At 45.8% G+C, this 20,990-nt stretch carries 14 protein-coding genes; 8 read left to right on the forward strand and 6 right to left on the reverse strand.

All coding sequences use genetic code 11. The features are described 5' to 3' along the window. Positions 1-217 precede the first annotated feature (217 nt). Positions 218-3,367, reverse strand: a complete 3,150-nt coding sequence (locus PQ469_RS22225) for a GH92 family glycosyl hydrolase (RefSeq protein ID WP_274209627.1) — start codon at positions 3,365-3,367, stop codon at positions 218-220. An 891-nt stretch (positions 3,368-4,258) separates the two neighbouring features. Between PQ469_RS22225 and PQ469_RS22230 the strand changes: the two genes are divergently transcribed. The 8 genes from PQ469_RS22230 (at position 4,259) to PQ469_RS22265 (ending at position 10,149) form a co-directional block, all read left to right on the forward strand. Next, positions 4,259-5,218 (forward strand): hypothetical protein, encoded by a 960-nt coding sequence (locus tag PQ469_RS22230; RefSeq protein WP_274209628.1) that lies wholly within the window; start codon positions 4,259-4,261, stop codon positions 5,216-5,218. Between the two features lie 11 nt (positions 5,219-5,229). Beyond that, complete coding sequence (locus PQ469_RS22235) at positions 5,230-5,733, forward strand: hypothetical protein (protein WP_274209629.1); 504 nt, start codon at positions 5,230-5,232, stop codon at positions 5,731-5,733. Beyond that, the gene (locus PQ469_RS22240) at positions 5,733-6,329 is read left to right on the forward strand and encodes a toxin-antitoxin system YwqK family antitoxin (RefSeq protein ID WP_274209630.1); all 597 of its coding nucleotides are present in this window, start codon (positions 5,733-5,735) and stop codon (positions 6,327-6,329) included. The genes PQ469_RS22235 and PQ469_RS22240 overlap by 1 nt, the downstream gene beginning before the upstream one ends. Beyond that, a complete protein-coding gene (locus PQ469_RS22245) occupies positions 6,322-7,587 on the forward strand; it encodes a hypothetical protein (protein WP_274209631.1) in 1,266 nt (421 codons plus the stop codon). The genes PQ469_RS22240 and PQ469_RS22245 overlap by 8 nt, the downstream gene beginning before the upstream one ends. Further along, complete coding sequence (locus tag PQ469_RS22250) at positions 7,569-7,946, forward strand: hypothetical protein (protein WP_274209632.1); 378 nt, start codon at positions 7,569-7,571, stop codon at positions 7,944-7,946. The genes PQ469_RS22245 and PQ469_RS22250 overlap by 19 nt, the downstream gene beginning before the upstream one ends. Next, on the forward strand, positions 7,933-8,436 hold the full coding sequence (locus tag PQ469_RS22255) for a PulJ/GspJ family protein (protein WP_274209633.1): 504 nt from the start codon (positions 7,933-7,935) through the stop codon (positions 8,434-8,436). Before PQ469_RS22250 ends, PQ469_RS22255 begins: the two co-directional genes overlap by 14 nt. Continuing rightward, positions 8,423-9,574, forward strand: coding sequence for a type II secretion system F family protein (locus tag PQ469_RS22260; protein ID WP_274209634.1), 1,152 nt, complete (start codon positions 8,423-8,425; stop codon positions 9,572-9,574). The genes PQ469_RS22255 and PQ469_RS22260 overlap by 14 nt, the downstream gene beginning before the upstream one ends. Before the next feature lie 173 nt (positions 9,575-9,747). Then, positions 9,748-10,149, forward strand: coding sequence for a hypothetical protein (locus tag PQ469_RS22265; RefSeq protein WP_274209635.1), 402 nt, complete (start codon positions 9,748-9,750; stop codon positions 10,147-10,149). Between the two features lie 334 nt (positions 10,150-10,483). Here PQ469_RS22265 and PQ469_RS22270 read toward each other — a convergent pair whose 3' ends face one another. The 5 genes from PQ469_RS22270 to PQ469_RS22290 all read right to left on the reverse strand — a co-directional run bounded on the left by PQ469_RS22270 (position 10,484) and on the right by PQ469_RS22290 (position 20,974). Further along, a complete protein-coding gene (locus PQ469_RS22270) occupies positions 10,484-11,029 on the reverse strand; it encodes an REP-associated tyrosine transposase (RefSeq protein WP_274209636.1) in 546 nt (181 codons plus the stop codon). A gap of 184 nt (positions 11,030-11,213) precedes the next feature. Next, a complete protein-coding gene (gene ltrA / locus PQ469_RS22275) occupies positions 11,214-12,464 on the reverse strand; it encodes a group II intron reverse transcriptase/maturase (RefSeq protein WP_274209637.1) in 1,251 nt (416 codons plus the stop codon). A 561-nt stretch (positions 12,465-13,025) separates the two neighbouring features. After that, positions 13,026-13,427 (reverse strand): hypothetical protein, encoded by a 402-nt coding sequence (locus PQ469_RS22280; RefSeq protein ID WP_274209638.1) that lies wholly within the window; start codon positions 13,425-13,427, stop codon positions 13,026-13,028. A 6-nt stretch (positions 13,428-13,433) separates the two neighbouring features. Beyond that, a complete protein-coding gene (locus PQ469_RS22285; RefSeq protein ID WP_274209639.1) occupies positions 13,434-16,943 on the reverse strand; it encodes a DUF6443 domain-containing protein in 3,510 nt (1,169 codons plus the stop codon). Positions 16,944-16,993: 50 nt separating this feature from the next. Further along, complete coding sequence (locus tag PQ469_RS22290) at positions 16,994-20,974, reverse strand: hypothetical protein (protein ID WP_274209640.1); 3,981 nt, start codon at positions 20,972-20,974, stop codon at positions 16,994-16,996. Positions 20,975-20,990 lie beyond the last annotated feature (16 nt).

Below are 20,990 nucleotides of genomic sequence, written 5' to 3' on the forward strand. Positions count from 1 at the left end.
CATGGCGTTGCCTGCGGCCCGGGTTATCCGCTCATACAGCACAGGCGTTAGGCTCATGGCCGGTATCCGCTACTCCCCCTAACGCAAATCGTGATGCGCTTAAATATAAATCCTTCGATTGATGGGTGACAGATATTCCTCAAAGCCAAAAAAACTTGCGAAGTTTACGAAACTTCGCAAGTTTAGTCCCAAGCGGGTTACGAGAAGCTATAATTACTTACTGAGCAGCCGGCAAGTCCTTAATACCCCATGCCTTATTTGGTTCCGGCCCCATTTCCAGCTTTAGTTCCCCTCCTTTTAACAATTCAGAAGCGGGAAACCAAAAGGATTGCAGCGCTTTACCGTTAAGGGTAGCGCTTTGTACATATTTATTATCTCTTGATACGTTTTTAGCCTCGATGGTAAACCTTTGCCCCCTGCCGTACGCGCCGTTAAGGTGAATGGTTACCTTGGGGAAAATAGGGCTTCCTATTTCGTATATCGGATTTGCACTGGCGCCGCCATCTGTTTGGAAAAGCCCTAATGCATTCATGATAAACCACGAACTCATTTGTCCCTGGTCTTCATCACCCAGGTAGGCATTAGCAACACCAAAGCCGTAAAAACGATCGACCACCGAGCGGCTCCATTTTTGGGTAAGCCAGGGGTGTTTACCCCAATTAAACAGGAATGCAAACTGCATGCTTTGCTGGTTGCCTTGTATTACCGGGTAGTCCCAATACTGATCGCCTGGCGCATTAAACCTCAGCTTATAGCTCTCTTTAAAACCCCAGCTTAGGCGGTCGATAAACTTATCCTGCCCAATTTTCTGTATAAGGCCGGGAACATCCTGGGGCACAAAAAACGTAAGCTGCCAGGCATTTCCTTCTACATAATGCTCATTAGCGCCCGACCGGAAAGGGTCAAAATTTGGATACCAGGTGCCGTCCGAATTTTTCATCCTTGAATAGCCTATAGTTGTATCCATCGCATTTTTCCAATAGCCCGACCTGGTTTTAAAGGTGTCGGAAATGTCATTCCGGCCCAATGATTTTGCCAGCTGCGAAACTGTCCAATCGTCGTAGGCATACTCCATTGTATTTGAAAACCGGCCTTTATCATACGGTACATATTTGTATTTTAAATAGGCCTCCAGGTCTTCATTCCCTGCAAAGCCTGCCTCACCTACTTTTTGCGCAGGCGTAGTCTGCATTTTTACTACAGCTTCAAGCACCTTTTTTGAATCATAATCGCGGATGCCCATCTGGTACGCGCCCACCATCAGCGGTATTTCATGTTCGGCTACCATCACCGGGACATAATTCATCCCGGCGGGGCCTTTTGCAAGCCAGCCATCAGCATCGTACATAGCCAGCTGGGATTTTACCCAATTTGACGACCATTCGGGCGTTGCCAGGTTCCAAAACTGGTTAAGGTTCCAAAAGGTATTCCAAAACGCATCGCAACCCATTGCCGGCGATTTAGGATCTTTCAATTGCTGCAGCCTTTTCGAGGCATCAATCCATTGCCCGTTTACATCGCTCCAGGTATTGCGGCTGGCCAGGGCTCGGAACATGTTGCTATAAAACCGCATTTTCTCGCGGCTATCGTTGGTGCTTATCTCCAGGCGTCCCAATAGCTTATTCCAGGTTTCCTTTTGGCCTTCCCGTACTTTCTCAAAGCTCCAGTTATATGGTTTGGTAATTTCTTCTGTTAAATTTTGCGCCGCGTTATCAAGGCTTACCAATGATATGCCGGTACGCGTTTGTACAACCTGGTTTTCGCGGGTATCAAACTCCACATAAGCGCCCGCATTGTTAGGATCAATAGCACCAACAATATCACCATCCCCTACTTTATTATTTACCCAGGTGCCAAATTTGCGTATGGGGCGATCAAACTCAATCACAAAATAAACAGTATAGTTTTGATCGACCCCGCCCGACCATGCATCCCTTGTAAATTGTTTGCTTGATCCTTCTATCCGCGTATCGCTAACCTTTTTTAACGTAACATCCTTCAGGTTATAACCATATTCCGCAGGGATTTTCAAGTCTATCATTACCCTTGCATTTTCGGTTTTAGGATAGATGTAACGCTCAAAACCACAGCGTGTTGTAGCGGCAAGCTCGGCTTTAATATTATAATCAGTCAACATTACTTTGTAATAACCCAGGGGTGCTTCCTCGCTCGATTTATCAATCTGCGAGCGGTAACCGCCATCGCGTTTACGCTCGTCGCCAATGCGGGTTTGCAGCGGGCCGCTGGTTGGCATCATACCCAGGCCAGCCATTGTCCATTCATGAATGTGGCTAAAGGTGCCAATGCTTTCAAAAGTGGGGTCATACCCGCCCATCCAGCCCTCGTCTTGGTTATCGGGGCTTAGCTTAACCATTCCAAAAGGCATCCAGGGGCCAGGTGCAATCATCCACCTGGAGTGTGCCGAACCCAGGCGCGTATCTACATAATCTGCAGGCGTCTGCAGTTTATTGGGCGTCCGCAGCACTATCCCTTTTTCGAGCAAAGTATCGTTGCAAAAAATTTCATAGCTGCTTTTTTTTGCGGCTGCAACAGCCGGCATAGGCGCTTCAAAAACATACCTTGCCGAATCAAGTTTATCTGAAAAAATTATCTTCCCGTCCAGCTTAACCTGCAACTTAGGTTTACCATTTAGGTGTTGTACATCAACCAATAATGGCTGATATCTTTTTTTGTCTTGTTCAATTTCATACGTCGCAGGTTTAACGCTGCGCAAAAAAGCACTGTTTGGAGCAATTAGCTGCAATTCCGTTGGCCCATCCAGTTTAACCTGGTCAAATACCAGCCACGAGCCATCTATGGAGGTAATTTGTATTTCGTTGCCCCCCTTGTGCAACAGCCCGTTTTTTATGGGAATGGTTAGCGCATAAGGATTGGCTTCACTAAGGTCACCTTCAACAACCTTATTGTCTTTACCTTTTGGAAGCCGGGTTTCAAACGACTTACCGTTGATAACCACCTTTACCAATGGTGGTAGAGCTGCATTATAGCCAACCATGCTTATGGTAAAATTACAAGCCCCATTAACCGGCATGGTTTTTACACCGAATAAAATATTCAGCATCTGCGAGTGGATGCCCGAAGTACCACCAGTGCCACCCCAGTCATCATTTGGCCCAGGCAATACATATGGCCAATCAGTTTCGGGTTTAGATAGCCCGATCAGAAAAAAACGGTCTTCCCATCCAAAATCATGGTCTAAAAAATGTTGATATGCTGCAGGAGCCAATGCCATTCCCGAACTACTGCGGTCGGCTTTGCCTATTTGCCAAATCGCTTCCTGTTGAGCAACAGCCCGGTTAAGTGTAAAGCACAAGGCCGCCATTAAAAATGCACTTTTCCCATTCATCCTTATAATCATATATTCAAAATTGATTTACTTCAGTTAAATATGTAGAGATATGCTTCTCTAAACATTAATAAATCTCCCAATCTAATAGATTGAATTTATAATGTACATACATAAATACATAAAATATTTCAATATGCAAATTTTAATGGAGTATGTCGAATAAATTTATAGCCCGAGTTTGATTATTAATCAGAAAAAAGTGATACGAAATCAAGTAAGATCATGTATTTATGCATATTTAAGCACCTGAATAAAATACATGCGCGAAAAAATATAAAACTCACCAAAGTTAAGTTCAAACCAATTGAACGGACAATTCAAAATACTTAAAAGATCTTCGGGTAAGATCACCCCAGTCAGGGTTTCACCGGCGTTTGACAAGTTTTTCTCGCTTGTTGTTCATCGGAAACAATGACTTTTCCTTTTTACCCAACATTTCAACATGATCCACGATTTCAGATGTTGCATGCGTAATAATTACGAGGCAGAGTAACTAAAAAGCCTTTAATCTTTCGACTAAAGGCTTTCTACTTTTTCTGTGGTGGCTACTGTACAAATCTCGAACTATTTCCTGTCTGATTTGCGTTTATTCGTCGATTTGGATTTATAAATTTCGGGGCTCCAAAAATCCGGAAATTTAAATCTTCTATGCAGTCGTCATTTTAGGGCGATAGCATTCTTCATTCAGATTGACTTTGCAGCTCCCTTATGAGGCCTGGTAAAAGCCATTTTTCGGTTGACATTAAAATTTGGTGCAGAGCTGCCTGTCTTTTTAAACCTACTCTACATGATAGGAATTATCGATCGGAATATCTCTTAATTTAAAAATCTTCTATTACCCTTATATTGTTTTCATATAATTCAGACTTATTCCTAAATTAGTGCGGAATGAAACTTAAACACTTATTTTATATTTTTCCCGCCTTTTTAGCCTCAAACGTATTGCTTTCGGCCTGTAAAGAGTTTATCGAACCTTCGATTGCAAAAAGGCAAGTGACGCTTGAAGCACCTGCAAACCAGTATCAGAGCACCAAATACACTATAAATTTTTGGTGGGACGGCGTGGAGGATGCATTGGCTTACCGGTTACAGGTAGTTACCCCCGGCTTCGATTCCATTGGCGGCCTGATTCTGGATACACTGGTTAAGGACATTAAATTCACCTCGACTCTTGAGCCGGGAAACTATCAGTGGCGGGTAAGGGCAGAAAACGGGAGTTCGCAGACAGATTATTCGCCCGCCAGAAGCTTTATTATTGAACAATCATCGCTAACCAATCAAACCGTCACCCTTTCGTCACCGTCCAATAATACGTCAACAAGCGTAAATGCAGCCCTTTTTAAATGGAACAGTTTATACGGCGCAACGAAATACCAGGTAGAGATTGACACCAATAATTTTGCCAATGAAGATGCGTTGGTTTATAACCAGGTTGTCCCTGGGCTCCAGGTTAATTTTACCTTTCCAAAGGACCAGGTTTATGGCTGGCGGGTAAGGGCAGAAAACGAGACCGAACAATCCAAATGGTCGGCTATCAATTATGTAACCTACCAATTGCCGCTGCCTGCCCAGGTTAGCCTGGTGTCGCCCGCGGCTGGAAGCAGTGTTAGCTTACCCGTGCAACTAAGTTGGAATTCAGTCACAGGAGTACCAGGTTACAAATTATATGTATTTAAAAGCGATTCGACCACGCTTTATAGTAATAGTTTTCCAGTTACGGTCAATTCTACAGGTTATAGTTTTAATCTCGGCGTTACCGGCGAGAAGATATATTGGAAAGTAAGTGCGCTGAACGCTTCGGGCAAGGAAGGGAAAGCCAGTGCGCTTAGAAATTTTGTACTGTTTTAAGCCAATAGGTCATGGTCAAAAAAAATAAGGCATTAACATATGTACTGATTGTGGTTGTATTGCTGGTGTGGGGAGTCATCATTTACCGGATAGTTATTGCATACAGCGGCGGTCGTGATGAAAGTTATGTGCCACCACCCGCACCTAAAGAGATTTTTAATGATTATGCGGTGCCCAAAGACACGGCTCGCCTCTTGCTGAATTACCGTGATCCTTTTGGGATTGTTGCAAAGAAAGACACCGCAAAACCGCCGGCCAGGAACCGGCCGAACGCCGGAATTGCGAGGTTGAACATGGCACCGTCTTTCAACTGGGATATTATACGATATTCCGGATATATAAAAAATCCAGGGTCTAAAAAACTGATTGCTTTTATGAAAGTAAACGGCAAAGAAGCGATGATGAGTGAGGGAGAGACAGTAGGGCAATTCAAGCTGATTCGGAATATGAAAGATTCTGTATTAGTTAAGAGCGGAGGCAAAACCAAATATATTCATATCCAACCTGCAATTTAATGAAGTTTATTTATACAACCTTTTTAATTTTTGTTTACTGCAACTCATTTGGGCAGAAAATACCCGATTATGGTTTGCACAAGGTAAGAATTACAGATACCGACCGTACGATATTGGCAGAAATTATACCTGTTAATTCAAATCCGAATGTGCAAAGCACGCTTACTTATTACTGGTATGCAACTAACAAAGTACATACCCTTCAGGGCGGCTTTAGTGGCCGCTTATTAAACGGCACCTACATCGAAACATACCTGAACCACAACAACCGAACTCAAGGCACCTTTAAAAAAGGCCTAAAGGACGGAACCTGGAAGGATTGGGATGAGCGTGGAAACCTGATACAAGTAGTCAACTGGCGCAATGGAATACGTTCGGGCACCTTTAGTTTTTTTAACCCGGATGGCAGCCTGAAAGAAAGCGGGGAATATCGCAAAAACGAATTGGATGGCCCTGTAGTATTTCATGAAAGCCGCGATTCTTCTCGGAAAGTCTATTATAACAATGGCAAGGCTTTGGAAGGAAAGCCGCGTTCGCTTTTTGACAAAGTCAATATTTTTAAAAAGAAGCCCAAGCCGGGTAAGGGTCATGCTTAAAGGCTCGGCGCTTTATATTGTCATTATTATCAGCCTGGTAATTGCCTTAATCTGCTCTGCCCTTGTGCTGGCAGCTTATTTTTTTAGGGGGCAATACCTGGTAAAGTCGCGATTTGACCGCCTGCAGGATAACCTTTCGTCAGGCATACATATCCTGCTGCGGACAAAAGACCCAGCCTATTTACAAGGGAAGACATTGAATTTGTTCACCAATGGCGATGATTCCGTACGGCTTAAAAATACCCCCTGGGGTATTTATGACATTGGCATTGTGGAAGCATTCAAGCAGCAAGACACATTAATTAAAGTATTTTCGACCGCTTTTGGGATCGATTCGTCCAAATGGGCTGCTATATACCTGATCGACGAAGACAGATCAGTCTCGGTAAGCGGAAAGACTACGATTCGCGGTGACGCATACCTGCCAAAGGCCGGCGTTAAGGCAGCATATGTGGACAATAAAGCATATGAAGGCGACAAAAGACTGGTTATCGGCAACATTCGTGACAGCCAGCGTAACCTGCCCCCGTTGAATGACATTCGCCTAAACAATTTAGCACAGCAGTTTAATAATCCGGGGGGGACAGTCAGTAAGAACTGGCATGTAGACACACTGGCTGGTTCATTTCGCCGCCCTGCCAATATTGTTAACCTGGGCAACAGCCCTTATACTCTAAAAAACACCAGACTATCGGGTAATATCATCCTGTATGCAGATACGCTGCTTACTATAGATAGTACCGCGATATTGAATAATGTGCTGGTATTTGCAAAGGCCATCGTTGTTAAAAGTGGTTTCCATGGCAGTTGCCAGCTCTTTGCTTCTGATTCTATAAGTATCGAAAAAAATTGCCGCCTGGAGTATCCTTCGTGTTTGGGCTTACTGCGTTACAAGTCGCCTACGATTGGTTTTCCGCCACAAGTTAACATTGGTCAAAACGCTCAGATCAATGGTGTCATATTCACTTACGAAAAAGAAGCTTCTGCTTTGCCGGCAACCATCAGTTTGGACAAAAAGGCCCTGGTGAACGGCCAGGTTTATGCGCAACATATTCTTTCGACCAAAGACAACGCTGCGGTTAAAGGAAGCGTTTTTACCACGCGATTTATGTACCAAACGGCATTTAGCCGGTATGAAAACTACCTGATAAACCTAAAAATAGATGCCTCCGCTTTATCAGCATATTACCTGACCAGCGACCTTACTCCCGTAGCCTCATCCGAAAAAAAAATACTGCAATGGCTGGAGGCAAAATAAAAAAAAACGGGATGCTGGAGGCTGCTACCATTGTAGAAGTGGTTATAGCCCTGGTAATTATTGTTGTAGTGTTTGGTATGGCCATGATGATATTTGCCAATGTAACACAACAGGCAATATCCGCAAAAAAAATACGGGCGACGGCTGTGCTCAGGAATATCCTGCTTAAAGCAGAACAATCGCGACAATTGCCGCAAGAGGCCTTTAACCAGGATGGCTTCAGGATTATACCGGTGATTAAACCGTTTGAAGGCGGACCAGGCCTTAGCGAGTTTCATTTGGCCGCTTATGATGAAAACCAACAGGAGATAGCAAAGGTTTCGGAAATAATGATCAATAATGACAATGTTAAACCATAAACTAAAGGCTTTTACCATTATGGAAGTAACCATTGCACTATTGGTATCGGGGATACTGATCGCTATCGTTTATGTGGCATTTGCGGTTGTAAGCAATTCATACCATGCGTTTGTGCTCAAAAACGAGGAATCGGCTGATCTGGCGCAACTCGATCTTTTGCTCAGCCGCGATTTCCGGCGCGCCGAGCTGATCGAAAAAACCGATTCCGGTTTGTTTTTTAAGAATAATAACGGCGGTATAAGATACGTGCTTAATAGTGATTATATTGTGCGTACCAATGGCATAACAGACACTTTTAAGTTTAAAACAACCCGTACCAATATGCTTTTTGAACAACAACCCGTTGAAACCGGGCCCGATGCTTTAAATAGCAGGGTTGACGAACTGGAACTTGATTTGCTATTACATAACGATAAAATGACCTTTCACTATTATAAACAATACAGTTCTGCTAACCTTTTTGAACAGGATACCCATGCCGGCAATTGACCTAAGCCAATACGAAAAAAAGAAAACGCCCAAACCTGCAAAACAGGAAGGCGAGGGCGGCATTATTGCGTTTTTAAACCGTGACATCAGTTTTGGCAGCAAAGAACTTAACGATAAAAAAAAGGAATACCTATACCTGGAGCTAAGCTCGCTCCTGTTGGCCGGCATCAATTTAAAAACCAGCCTGGAACTGGTAACCGCCGAACAGGAAAAGGAAAGCGACAAAAAACTGTTTGCAGCCATACAGGACAGTGTATTGAATAATGGCATAGCCCTTTCCAAAGCCCTTGAAAAATCGGGTAAGTTTTCCTTGTACGAGGTATACAGTATTCAAATTGGCGAGGAAACCGGCCAACTGGCCATGGTGCTGCAGGATCTGGCTAAATATTACCAGGGCAGGATAAAACAAAGGCGCAAAATAGTTTCCACGCTTTCCTATCCATGTATGGTGCTGCTTTCGTCATTTGGCGCGGTGTATTTTATGCTGAAGGTGGTGGTACCCATGTTTGCCGATGTGCTCAAACGCTTCGGGGGGCAGCTGCCCTGGATCACCGAACTCGTTATTACGATATCCAAGGGGATGGAAACCTATTTTCTGCCCGCTTTTCTGTTTATTACCGCTATCGTCGTTTTCCTTTTCCGGGTACGCAAAACGGTAAGTTACCGTAAAATCTCTTCCGGTTTGGTATTGAGAGTACCTGTAGCGGGTAACCTGGTTAAAAAGATATACCTGGGCAGGTTCTGCAATTCCATGCGGTTGCTTACGGGCTCGCACGTGCCGTTGTTGAGGGCCATAGCTTTGAGCAGGCAGATGGTGGGCTGGTACCCAATCGAATCGTCCCTGCAAAAGGTAGAAGACGATATCCTGAATGGCAAATCGCTGCATCAGAGTTTGCAGCAGTTCAAGATCTACCCTTCCAAAATGATACAACTGGTGAGGATTGGCGAAGAATCAAACAAGCTGGATTACTTTTTTGCCAAAATAGCCGAGCAATACGGCGAGGAAGTAGAATACCAGACAGCCTCCCTAAGTAGTATTATGGAGCCCCTTTTTATCATCGTGGTTGGTTTCCTGGTGGGGGTAATTATGATTGCCATGTACCTGCCGATGTTCCAGATGGGCAATACGTTTCAATAGAAGCGGCGACTGTAGGCGGCAGCGGGAGTATGCTAAATGGCAGCTACGAAGCATGTCGGCAAAAAAATTGGGTTAACATAACTTAACATAATTCAAAAAATATTTTTATAAATATTTGATTATAAATACATTATAAAACACCACGATTTACATGTTAACCCAATTGTTATACTATGAGTTACAAACCCGCGGCAACGGCGGGCAGGCTTTACATTACAAGTCCCCGCTTTGCCTTTGCCGCCCTGGCCTGCCCGCGCTGTGGGCTTTTCACTGCAATCCTTAACACGAGCTGCGCGGTATACAAAAACACCCGGATGAAATTAAACCATCCGGGTGTTGCGATTGTCTATATGTCTAATTCAAGTGAATTAACTGTCGCCTTGCTGCTGCCTTCATCGGAATGCGTTAAAAAAATTACCCCTCGTTCCTTTGGATCATTAGATAAAACCCTAACAACAAAAACAGAAACGAGAACAACATGTACAATAGGACCATACGATTTCCCCTTTTCACATTCTCTTTCGGCTCTTTCTTGTATTCCTCTATTATTGACTTATACCTCTTACCTCTTATAAATAAAAGATAGCCGACAACCATTAGAGAGAAGAATATAAGGCCTCCCGCAATTCCCCCGCCTTGGAGCAGCAGCGTAACCCCAAACAGCCCGTAGGCGACAAAGAGCACAGAATAAAAGTTGAGGCCGATCAAGAACGACAGCATAAAAACAGCAAACCCCTTGGCAACCATACCGTTTCCCAAGGAAACCTGCAATCTGTAAACTCGGTAGTAGAAATATTCCAGCTTATGTTTCATTGTCGTCATTCTATTTTTCCATACCCCCTTCGCTGCCGCAAGGCTCCAGCCTTGTGGCCCGCTGATAGGTAAACGTCATGCCTTTAGGACGGTGCGCTACGTAATTATTACTTTTACCAGTCCCTTAATACCTGCATAATCCCGTGCGCTGCTATGCAGGTAATCATAATCGTTTTCTACAAAACCTGCTACAACCGGGTTATTATGCGTATAATCAATTTTTTGGTCAATTACAGCTGCACTCCATAATTCGATAGGCTTGTTATGCTGCTGCCAAAACTGGTTGCTGGTGTTATTGCTATTAGTCAGACCTGCTTTTTTAAATGAGTTTAGCAGCCATTCCCGCCTGCTTTCCTGGTTATTTTCTTTTATTAAAGCTATCATTTGTTTTGACGTTAGCGATTTAAAATCCCTGATCAGGTCTTCTGGTTTTTGAATTGTCGATCTAAAAACCAAATGTACATGGCTCGGCATTATGCACCATGCATAAATTTCCATGCCTTTATTGTCGACGCTGTAGTTGAGGTTTCTCACCAAACAGTCGAAGTAGTGCAGCCGAACAAACACATCTAACCAAAACACCGTGGCAAAGCTTACAAAATATAATCCTTCAGGATTCTTGAATTTATAATTACGGCTCATGTGTTAAAAATACAAAATCCCGGATGAAACGTGCATCCGGGATTGGCATATTCATTACTTAGCATGGCGTTTACCTATCAGCGGGCCACAAGGCTGGAGCGTCGAGTAGGCAAGGGCATTTCAGCCCAAGCCTCTCACAGAACCGTACGTGAAGCTCTCACTTCATACGGCTCTTATTATACCATCAAACGTGTTTAAAAACAGTCCAGTAATAGAACATGGCCGGATAGCTGATTTTTAACTCACTTATCCATTTATGCGCTTCTCCATAACTGCCTCTAAACTTCCTGTACTTGTTTAATACCCATTTGGCTAAACGAAACTCAAAGCGTTTCATCAATGGTTGTAGGCCTCGTAGCTTAAATTTCCCATAGTACCTGATAATCCCTACCATTTGTGGGTTTATCTGATCGGCTATGTCTTGCATCGTTAAATCACTTCGCCGATGCCACCTGAGCTGCTTCCATCCTTCGATTATCCTCGATTGTGCTTTTTGACTTATGGTACTCCCATATCCTAAAAACAACCCTCCTTTTTTGGATATTATTGGTTTTGGTTTGAATGTGAACCCCAGAAAATCGAATTTCTTTCCATAGTCTTTCCTCTTGGGCCTTCGATAGTTCTGGCAGTATACCATTTTCGTCTTCTCTTCGCTAAGACGTAGTTTACATTCTGCAAGTCTTGCCCGGATAGCCTCCAGCAATTGTTTCGCTTCCGTTTCTGTATGACAATGAATTACAATATCGTCCGCATAGCGTACAAATGCTACTCCGGGGTATTGCTTCAAAAGCCATTTGTCCAGTACATAATGCAAAAACAGGTTTGCTAATAAAGGGCTTATCACTCCGCCTTGTGGCGTACCTTGCCCTCCCTTTTGAATAAGTGTTCCATCGGGTTGTTGCGCCGGACTTTCCAGCCATCTCCTAATGTACATCTTTACCCATGGCTCCGCTACATGCCGCTCTACAGCTTTCATTAGCAGTTCATGGTCTACCTCATCAAAGAAACTTTTGATGTCCATATCAATCACCCATGCGTACCTGAGTACATTTTCATGGACTGCTGCTACTGCCTGATGGGCGCTTTTCAATGGGCGATAGCCATACGATTGATCTTGAAACTGTGCCTCTAAGCGTGGTTCTAAGTAATCCTTTACTACTTGTTGGGCAATCCGGTCGCTTACTGTAGGGATGCCTAACACCCGCTTCTTGCCGTTTGCTTTGGGTATCGATACTGAGCGAACTGGTTTGGGAAAATAACTGCCGGAGTTCATTCGGTTCCATAATACATACAGGTTGTCTAATAAGTTCACCTCAAAATCTTCGAGGCTTTCTTTATCTACTCCTGCTGATCCTTTGTTTGCCTTTACTTTCCGATAGGCTTTCTTTACCATTTCTTTCGTTACCGGTACTGGTCTTGATGTTGTCTCAAACATTTTAATCCTCCTTCTTTTTAAAGTTGTTAGAATATTCTTAACTGTATAATTGATGCCCTTCGCTCCACCTTCATTACAAAGGATTCTTCACTACTACAGCATCATCCGTCATCCTTAACAGCTTCGGTATTCGGCCTCACGGGTATTGCCCGCTTGTGCCTTTCTCTTAACATCCGTTAAGGACTTCCCGTGTTTCGTATAAAAGCCTGAATAAGAGTCATGCCTCCTCTATGACGATTGCCTTATAGCCAGTATGCAAGTTCCCGCTATAATCTTTCACTAATACGCAAGAACATTAGCTTTTGACAATGGGTTTCGCTCTCTCATCACTTCATCGATGGTTCATTTGCATTCATCTCTCTTTTTCATACCTGACTATTTCCCGTAGCCTTTTCCTCTTTCCGTTCAATACCTAACTATTACTAATCAAGCACCGAGAGGTGGTTTAATGCCTCTGCTTGCACAGCGACTTTGGTAGGCCTACTACCATCTTTCATACAACATTTGCTTTCCTTTATTCAGAAGGCTCGTAATTCACGGCACACCGTGCGGGAGCTGAGGTTAAATTATGTTTATCGAAGCTATAATGTGACTTACTGTATTTATTTCATTGCTAACAACTACGTCGGAATTATAACTGATAAACAACGCTTTTTGCTTCGCAAAGACGATAACGAATCTCCAAAGTCCTTTATCGTTCTTGATATCGATCTCGGCAATCTTTTTTTCTTGCAAATTATATTCTTTAATATCTTTCTGATTGTTGATAGTATTATCTACGAAGTCGATCAATTCTTTTCTTATATCAAAAGAATAGGTTTCTGGGATCAGATAACTTGTTATGGTAATAGCGCCCAATCCTTCACCCTCATTGTAAATTGATATAGTATTTTCATCCTCTTCAACCTTCCAATTTTCAGGAATCGCTAATTGATAGTATCTTGATGGTGATGTGTATTTCATAGGTAATTAATTGCCAGTTGGTTGTGGGGTTGGTTGTGGGGTTGGTTGTGGTTGTGGGGTTGGTTTAGGATCATAATATATTACCCTGCCTTTTTTACCGGTGGCCTTCTCATACTTCCCAAGTTGGCTTTTTCCTTTAGCTCTGCCAGATGGAGTATTAGGCTTTAGCTCCACAGGACTTCCATCTGGTGTTAAAGCATCTGGTCGTAGAGTATCACCTGTATTTGGATCTGTAATTGTTGGTTCTGCCTGCCATCCTTTGTCCTTTTTTGCGTTAACTTTATCTTTAAGTTCCTTGTGCTTCTTTTTACCTTCCTCAACTTTTTGTTTAACATTCGGATTGTTCACACCTCGTTTCTTTTCTGAGGTGCTTTGCGTTTGCTCCGGCTCTTGCTGCGGTTCACTACTCGCACTTTGTGAAGCATATCTCGCTGAAGTTGCATGGTGTACCACTACTGTTGCTACTATTGCCGCACTTGCAAAATATACTGCACCGGATTCAATAGCCCATATAGCAAGCGGTATCAAAAATACGAATCTGCCATCAGGGTCAACGCTGTTCGCTGGATTATTCCAACAATACGCAAAAGGCGACTTATCAATTTGATCCAAATGATCCGCCAGCGGATCCACGCTCGTCCACCTCGCAATCACCGGATCATAGAACCTCGCGCCATAATCGTAAAGCCCCGTCTCGTCCTGCAGCTCCTTGTGATTGTAAAGATAGTGATTTGGCGAACTTGGCAAAGTACCAATTAAACTTTGTATGGTATACCCGAACGCGTAATAATCATTTCTTTGCGAATTAAGCGGTGTAAGCTGGTTTGCGTCCGTGGGATCCCAGGTGGTGGTTAGCCGGGTGTCGCCCAGGTGGTCTTTTAGGTCGTACTCGTACTTATAAACGATTCCTGTTTTTCTTGCCCGTCCTTCTTCCGTCTGGATGAACGAAATCTTGGGATAGGTGCCGGTGTACTCGTACTGGATGCCGCCTGCGTATTCGGTAACTGTGGTCGTGCTGCCCATGGTCGACAGCTTCCTCAGCTTCCTGCCTGTAGCATCGTAGACGTAGGCGACCGATATTCCGGATCTGACCGCCGTCTGCGGCAGGTTGAGCATATTGTAGGCCTGGGTGAGCCCCTTGTTCAGGTCCATCAGTTGGTTGCCGTTGCCGTCATAGGTGTATTCCGCCGCCTGGTTCGCGCCATTGACGAAGCCTGACGCTGTGCCCAGTTCGTCAATGCGGTCAATCCTGTTGCCGCTCACGTAGGTGTACGTCAGGCTGTCTATGGCCGTACGCACGCCGGTTACCTTGTCGTACCTGTTCAGCCTGGTGATGTTGCCCATCACGTCGTACGTTACGTTCTCATTATAGTAATTGTCATTGGTCGTTGTGGTGCTGCTTACCGCGTTGGTCAGCCTGTTGAGCTTGTCGTAGGCGTAGCTGTACGCAAGGGCCGGGTAGCTGGTGCCCGACAGGGCTGCCGTCTTTACCGTGGTGCTGCCGATGTTGCCGTTGTACTGCGGCATTGCCGCGTTGTCGTACTTCAGCTCCATGCCAAACTGGTCGTTGGTATCGGTATTGGTAATCCCGCCGTCGGCGCTTAATGCGGGATTGTTGATGTTCGTCATCCAGCCCCTCGCGTTGTAGCGGTAGTCCACATTCTGCAGGAAGTTGGACGTACCGTTAATGGCGTGTAGTCCTTTTTTTGTCAGCTGTCCTAACTCGTTATAGCTGGCCAGCGATACCCGCACGGCTCCCTGAATGGCGTTGGTACTGTCCTGCAGCTGGCTGGAATTTGACCTCCGCCTGCCCATGTGGTCGTATGAATACCCTTCGGAAGACAGCAGTTTCTGAATCGGGGCCGTCTTGGCGGGATTGGCGACATAGTGTCGCCGGAGATTGGACAGCGGCTGCTTTACGAAGTTGTACCCGGTGGTCACGTCGTCGTAGTTGTACTGGCTCAGCGCCGACGACCCGCCCACGTAGTGCTGCGTAAACGTGCGGATAACTTGGCCATCTTCATCGTAATAGGGTACACTCCACAGGTAATCGGCGGTAGTATTGAGCACCAGTGTCTTGGTTGCTGTAACCAGCCCCGTGGTATGGCTGCTGTAGAGTGTGTTACTCAACTGGTTGTACATGGATGGCAGGCCGGGGATGCTGCTGTAGCTATCGTAATAAGTCACACTCAGCACAGTGGCGATGGTTGCCGGCCAGGCATTGACCGTATAGCCGTTGCCAGTTGTGGTGGTAGTTTCCCATTGCGTAGTAACAGCGTCAGCAAGGCCCTGCACGGTTGTTAGGTTATTAACACCCGCCGTGCTGCCGGTATGCTGAAATACTCCCGTAATTACCGGCCTGCCCATGGCATCATATTTGGTCACCGTCCATTCCTGCGGCGCTTTCATGCGCTGTACCGAATCCTGGGTGCCTATCACCTGGTCTAAGGTGTTATAGATCATAAACTCCCAGCCCTTGCCCGGTACTTTTTTTTGCGTCAGCCTGCCCCGGCCGTCGTAACGGTACTGGTAGCAAATATTATCAATTGTTGCCTGGCTTATGGCGGCAGTGGCATCCGGACTTGCTCCCGGCGGCAGTACAAAGCTTAACTGGCCCCGCTCATCGTATACGTAATAGGTGCTCAGCATTTCGGCAACCGTCCCTTTAATGTTGTAGGTGCGTTTCAGCACAACATGGCCTTCCTTGTCCTTATATTCTTCGGTAGTACCAAAGCACCCGTCGGTCGTCTTCCAATTTTCGTCCTTGGTTATGGCTACGTCCAATTGATTAGGGCCGTAGGTAGCGGTATTACCCGTGCGCACCAGGTTCCTGCTGCCGCTGGCATTAATGGTAGCGGTATACAGTGCCGCCTTGCGGCTGCCCAAATTGGTGCTGCTTAAATTGGTAGTACTAAAAGTGCTGGTTTGCTCATTGCTGGTAAATGAAACCCTTACTGTATGATCGGCATCGGGATTTGCAGACAGCTGCCATGCTGCACCAGGCGCCCCCTGCTCAATTACCCTGCCCAGCGGCGAGGGCTCAAAAGAGGTTACCGCATACGGGAACTGGGTAAGCACAATGGCATTGCTTTGCTTGCCCTCTGTTGTCCCGTTCGATGGGTTGTAAAAGGCTTTTACCCCAGTTGTCGCGCCAAGCGCATCCGTGCGGTAAGTGCCGTAATTGGTGGTGCTGTTTACATAGGGCAGGTATTTTTGCGCTTCCCGTTCGTACCCATCATAAACAAAAGGCTGTACCACATCATAGCCAGCCGGCGATGCCTGCCTTTGTACCGTTTGCAGCGGGCTGCCCAGCCCGTCGACGTACTGGATCGTGGTCATCACTGAATCTTTTACCGTTGTCAGCTGGTCAAGCCGGGTATTGGCTTTTATCGCCGTGCGCGGTATCCGGCTGCGCACATAGTTTTGCGTGGTGGTTTGGGCAAATATGGTATTGCTGATAAGCAGGCCTGCCACCAGCAGGATGCTTTTATATATTTTGTTAGTGTGTAATTCCATTTGTTCTTTTTTTGAATAAGGGTTAAAGGTTATGGTGCTTGATGGAATTATTAATTTTCGATGTTTACAGGTACATAACCAGTGCCCGTCTGTACGGTTACCGACGACGAATAACAAATTTGTATACTGCTATTGGTAAAACAACCGGATGATAGCAGCGATCCGCTGGTGCCCTGGTTGGTCCCCGAAGATATGGTAACTGTGCTGTTTGTTGTGGTTACTTCAGGGTTCGGCGTGCGCCCGTCATTGTAGGTAGCATTCTTTACATACTGGTAATTGATGGTAAACGTAACGGGCACATTATAGGCTACCGTACAGTTGGCATCCGAGTACGATTTAAACACATACGTATGGTAAGTGAGCCCGTTGCTTACGCTGGTGCTGCCAACCGATACGTTTACATAAATGGTTGGCGGCAGCGGGCAGGCCGTGGTATTGGTGCCGTTGCTTACCCATTGCGTTTGGTTATAGGTTGGGCTGTAAGGGTTGGTATCCACCTGTTGCTTTTGCTGTTCACCGGTATTTTGCCCTACGCCATTTGTAACGCATTGGAACGTGCCGTTATCCTGCCACACTGCCCCCTGTCCTGCATAGTTATAATCGTAACTCTTCAGAATATTACCCTGCCGGTCTTTTATATTGACCAGCCTGCTTTCGCTGTCGTACTCAAAATAGGTGCTCATGCCCTTGGCATCGGTGCTGCTGCTTACGCCGGTTAAGGGCAAATAGGTATAGGTGGTCATCAGTGTACCGATTGGGCATAGCCTTACCTCGTCAATCAGGTTGCCGTTGCTGCTTATTGATATACTGGTTATCCCCGTCAGCGTCCATTCATACAAGGTCCAGGTGCCGGTCATGGTTTTGGCTACGCCGCCAATGGTGATGGTGGCGCTGCCCTTGCCCCAAAGGCTTACCTTGTAATTGCCCGATGGCAGGCTGCTTTTGCTGATGGTGCCGTTGTAGCTTTTTACCCCCGTGCGGGCATCGTTGCTAACCACGTTGGCTGCAGTATACGTCCAGCTGTTGTCATCATCCTCAAAGCTGGTATAGGCCACCCCGGCCAGGTCAGCGTTCTTAACCTGGGCAATGGGATAGTTGTTGTGGTAACCCCACAGGTAGGCTACCTGATGGCTGGTAGTGGTTGTAGGATAGTATCCTGCAATGTCCTGGCTTTCTACATTCGCGGTGGTGCCGTTATAATTGGTAGTAATACGGGCTTTATACCTGCTATCGCTCAGAATGCTGGTATATAAGCCCTGTGCGTTCTTGGTTTCCTGATTCAGGCTGGCAACAGGATTGGCATTAATAAAACTGTACAGGGTACGGGGCTTGTTATTGTCGTAATCGGTGATCACGCCATCGGTCATTACCGAATCGGTAGCCGAGCGTTTGAGCCAGCCTTGCTTTTCAATCACCATGGCAATCCCCACTGATCCGCTGCCCGTGGCATAGCTATCCTGGTATTTGTATTTCTCCACCCGCGTAGTACCTTTTGAATCAGTTGTGGAGGCAAGCACTTTATTCCGGTAAGGGATGCTGTAGGTAAAAGCAGAGGAGGTAACCACCGAATCACTGGTATTTACATAACTCACCTCGCGCTGGCTTTTCAGGCGTAAAAACGAGGGAACGGTATTCCAGTTGTTATAGGTGTATTCCCTGAGTCTGTCCTCTGTTACGCCGCAGATGGGGCTTGGCGGTACCCCGCAGCAGGGGATGCGGCGGATGCTCAAATGGGGTTTAATACCGGCGTATATGCCTGTTTCGGTAACGTCCTGGTCGTAAACATACTCCTGTTTTTGAATAGGCTTATAAACGCTGCTTACCTTTTTAAAATCGGTTTTACGGATAAGTTGTACCGCAAGGTCATTATACCAGCCGCCGCCAAAGGCGATAAACTCGCTTTTACTTAGCAGGTAATCTGTTCCGTTCACCTGTTTTTCATATACCAGTTTGTAATACATATCCTGCGTAACATTAAGCGGGTTGGTATTGGTAGAGGTGTAGTTCATGTAATTGTGCACCTCGGGGAACCAGGTTTTGTATTGCTCCTCGCTGTATTCGCCCTGGTAGTAATTAGGGATATTCAGCAGCACCCCTGTAGATAGCCCGGTTGAATCCTGGTAGCTATATTCTTTTACAGAAGCCGGCGTACCGATGCCCGCCGAGTTTAGGTAATTGCTGATACGTAAAATCCTCAGGCCTGGGCCGGGTGTGCCGGTAATAACCTGCGTGGTTTTCACTTTATAGGTTACCGAGCCCTGTACATAATTCTCCTTACCATCGCAGGTTAGGTAAACTGAGTAAGTGCCAGGCTGCAGCAGTACCGAGTCTGTTTTGCCCGCATTGTCTGAATTAACGAGGATCGAAAAATTATAAGTCTGCGAACCGGTAATGGTCACATCGGGGGTCATGTTCTTGGTCGGGTCGGTAGGCAGGCGCCCGCCCACATATCCCTGGGGGTCTTTCGGGATCCTTTGCCAGTTTACTTTTACATACTGGGCCTCCAAAAGCTGAAAGCTTTGCGACGACGACGTGATTACATTAGTAGTAGTAGTATCGGAGCGGGAAATATAATTATTGACGTTGAATGTATTATAAACATACGTTGGGCCGTTAGCCGGATTGTATATATTGGGTTCGTACTCAAATACCGAAACTCCGCCGGTTGGATAAATGATTTTATTGAGCATGGTTTGCTGGCTGTACACCATACTAGGGGCCTTGCTTACGCCCCCGGAATGAATGGTATTGGGCATCATGTTGCCGGTTTCAGAAATATCCGGCCCGTTGGAGTAACCCCAATCGTCGACACCTGGAAACTCTCTCGAGGTGGTAATGTAGGTTCCTGAAATCCCACCTTTGTAATAAAAACTGTGTTTTTTTAGCGTAGCGGGATTAATGCCCTCATCCACACCCAGCAGTTTAAGCCGGTGGGTAGCTAAAGAATTGGTCGGGTCCGAAAAATAGCCGTAGTTAAATTTAAACCGGTTAACCAAAGTGCCCTGGTAGTTTTTAATATCGATATTATCCAGCTGCGGTGTAGCCAAGTCGAGCCTTGCGGTTGCCGCGTTGAATACCACGGTCATTTTAGAGGAGGTAATCTGGGTAAGCTGTACAGCGGCAACCCTGGTAGGGAAAGCAAAGCCTATTGGGTTTAGGGTATATGCTATGCCCCCGCCCAGCAGGTTTTCTTTAACCATACCCTGCGATGCCGGGCCCCGCTGGTTGATCTCAACCGGTGAAGAATAAGAAAAAGTAATCACGTCTTTGTAATCGGCCGAAGTAATGGTTCGCAGGTGCCAGCTCGAAATATAATCGGTTGGCAACTGGTAATCGTTTGGCCCGGCATACAGGTTATGCGGGGCGATGGTATGCTCGGCCATGCTAAAAGTATATATGGTGCCGTCGGGCGTGGTAATCACAAAACCTTCTGCCGGGCTCAGGTACGATATATTGAGCTGGTTGTAAGGATACTGGTGACAGGTACCGCCGGAGAAAAAGAACTTGCCCGAATAGCCGCCAAAACTATAGGAATATAAATCGGGTTCAGTATCAACATAATTATCAAACATGGCCTGGTCCATAAACTTGCGGGTAACCGAGTCGTGGGTGGTATACCGCCAGCTGATATCATCGTACCTATAAGGCGACGACACAAACTCATCAACCTTATCGCGCACAATACGGGTTACAGCTCCCCCGCAATTTAAATTCCATCCCCAGCCCACCCAGCTTGCCTGCTCCGCTGGTTTAAAACCATTATTGTTGTAACTGAGGCTGATGGGTACTTTAAGCTGCTTGCCGTTTACTTCGGTTATAGGTATGGAGATATTGGGATTGCCTGTTTGCATGGATACCGGCACGGTACCGTATTTGCCTAAAGAGGCCACATTGGGCGAGGGCGGAACAAGGTCAGTACGTACCGCAAACTGCGGTGTTGGGGGTACCGATGATTGCGCAAACACATTTGAAAAGGAGAACAGCGCAGCCATTAAGCAAAGGGCCGCCAGGGTCAGGTTTTTAAACCGCATGTTTTTTAATGAATAA

This window comes from Mucilaginibacter sp. KACC 22773, assembly GCF_028736215.1.
In the GTDB taxonomy this organism is placed as follows: Bacteria; Bacteroidota; Bacteroidia; order Sphingobacteriales; family Sphingobacteriaceae; genus Mucilaginibacter.

Coding starts and splice junctions, on each gene's coding strand:
- ltrA (WP_274209637.1), bottom strand. CDS start 12,464: ATGTTTGAGACAACATCAAGACCAGTACCGGTAACGAAAGAAATGGTA.
- PQ469_RS22245 (WP_274209631.1), top strand. CDS start 6,322: ATGCTTAAAGGCTCGGCGCTTTATATTGTCATTATTATCAGCCTGGTA.
- PQ469_RS22280 (WP_274209638.1), bottom strand. CDS start 13,427: ATGAAATACACATCACCATCAAGATACTATCAATTAGCGATTCCTGAA.
- PQ469_RS22260 (WP_274209634.1), top strand. CDS start 8,423: ATGCCGGCAATTGACCTAAGCCAATACGAAAAAAAGAAAACGCCCAAA.
- PQ469_RS22270 (WP_274209636.1), bottom strand. CDS start 11,029: ATGAGCCGTAATTATAAATTCAAGAATCCTGAAGGATTATATTTTGTA.
- PQ469_RS22235 (WP_274209629.1), top strand. CDS start 5,230: ATGGTCAAAAAAAATAAGGCATTAACATATGTACTGATTGTGGTTGTA.
- PQ469_RS22240 (WP_274209630.1), top strand. CDS start 5,733: ATGAAGTTTATTTATACAACCTTTTTAATTTTTGTTTACTGCAACTCA.
- PQ469_RS22290 (WP_274209640.1), bottom strand. CDS start 20,974: ATGCGGTTTAAAAACCTGACCCTGGCGGCCCTTTGCTTAATGGCTGCG.
- PQ469_RS22285 (WP_274209639.1), bottom strand. CDS start 16,943: ATGGAATTACACACTAACAAAATATATAAAAGCATCCTGCTGGTGGCA.
- PQ469_RS22255 (WP_274209633.1), top strand. CDS start 7,933: ATGTTAAACCATAAACTAAAGGCTTTTACCATTATGGAAGTAACCATT.
- PQ469_RS22250 (WP_274209632.1), top strand. CDS start 7,569: ATGGCTGGAGGCAAAATAAAAAAAAACGGGATGCTGGAGGCTGCTACC.
- PQ469_RS22265 (WP_274209635.1), top strand. CDS start 9,748: ATGAGTTACAAACCCGCGGCAACGGCGGGCAGGCTTTACATTACAAGT.
- PQ469_RS22225 (WP_274209627.1), bottom strand. CDS start 3,367: ATGAATGGGAAAAGTGCATTTTTAATGGCGGCCTTGTGCTTTACACTT.
- PQ469_RS22230 (WP_274209628.1), top strand. CDS start 4,259: ATGAAACTTAAACACTTATTTTATATTTTTCCCGCCTTTTTAGCCTCA.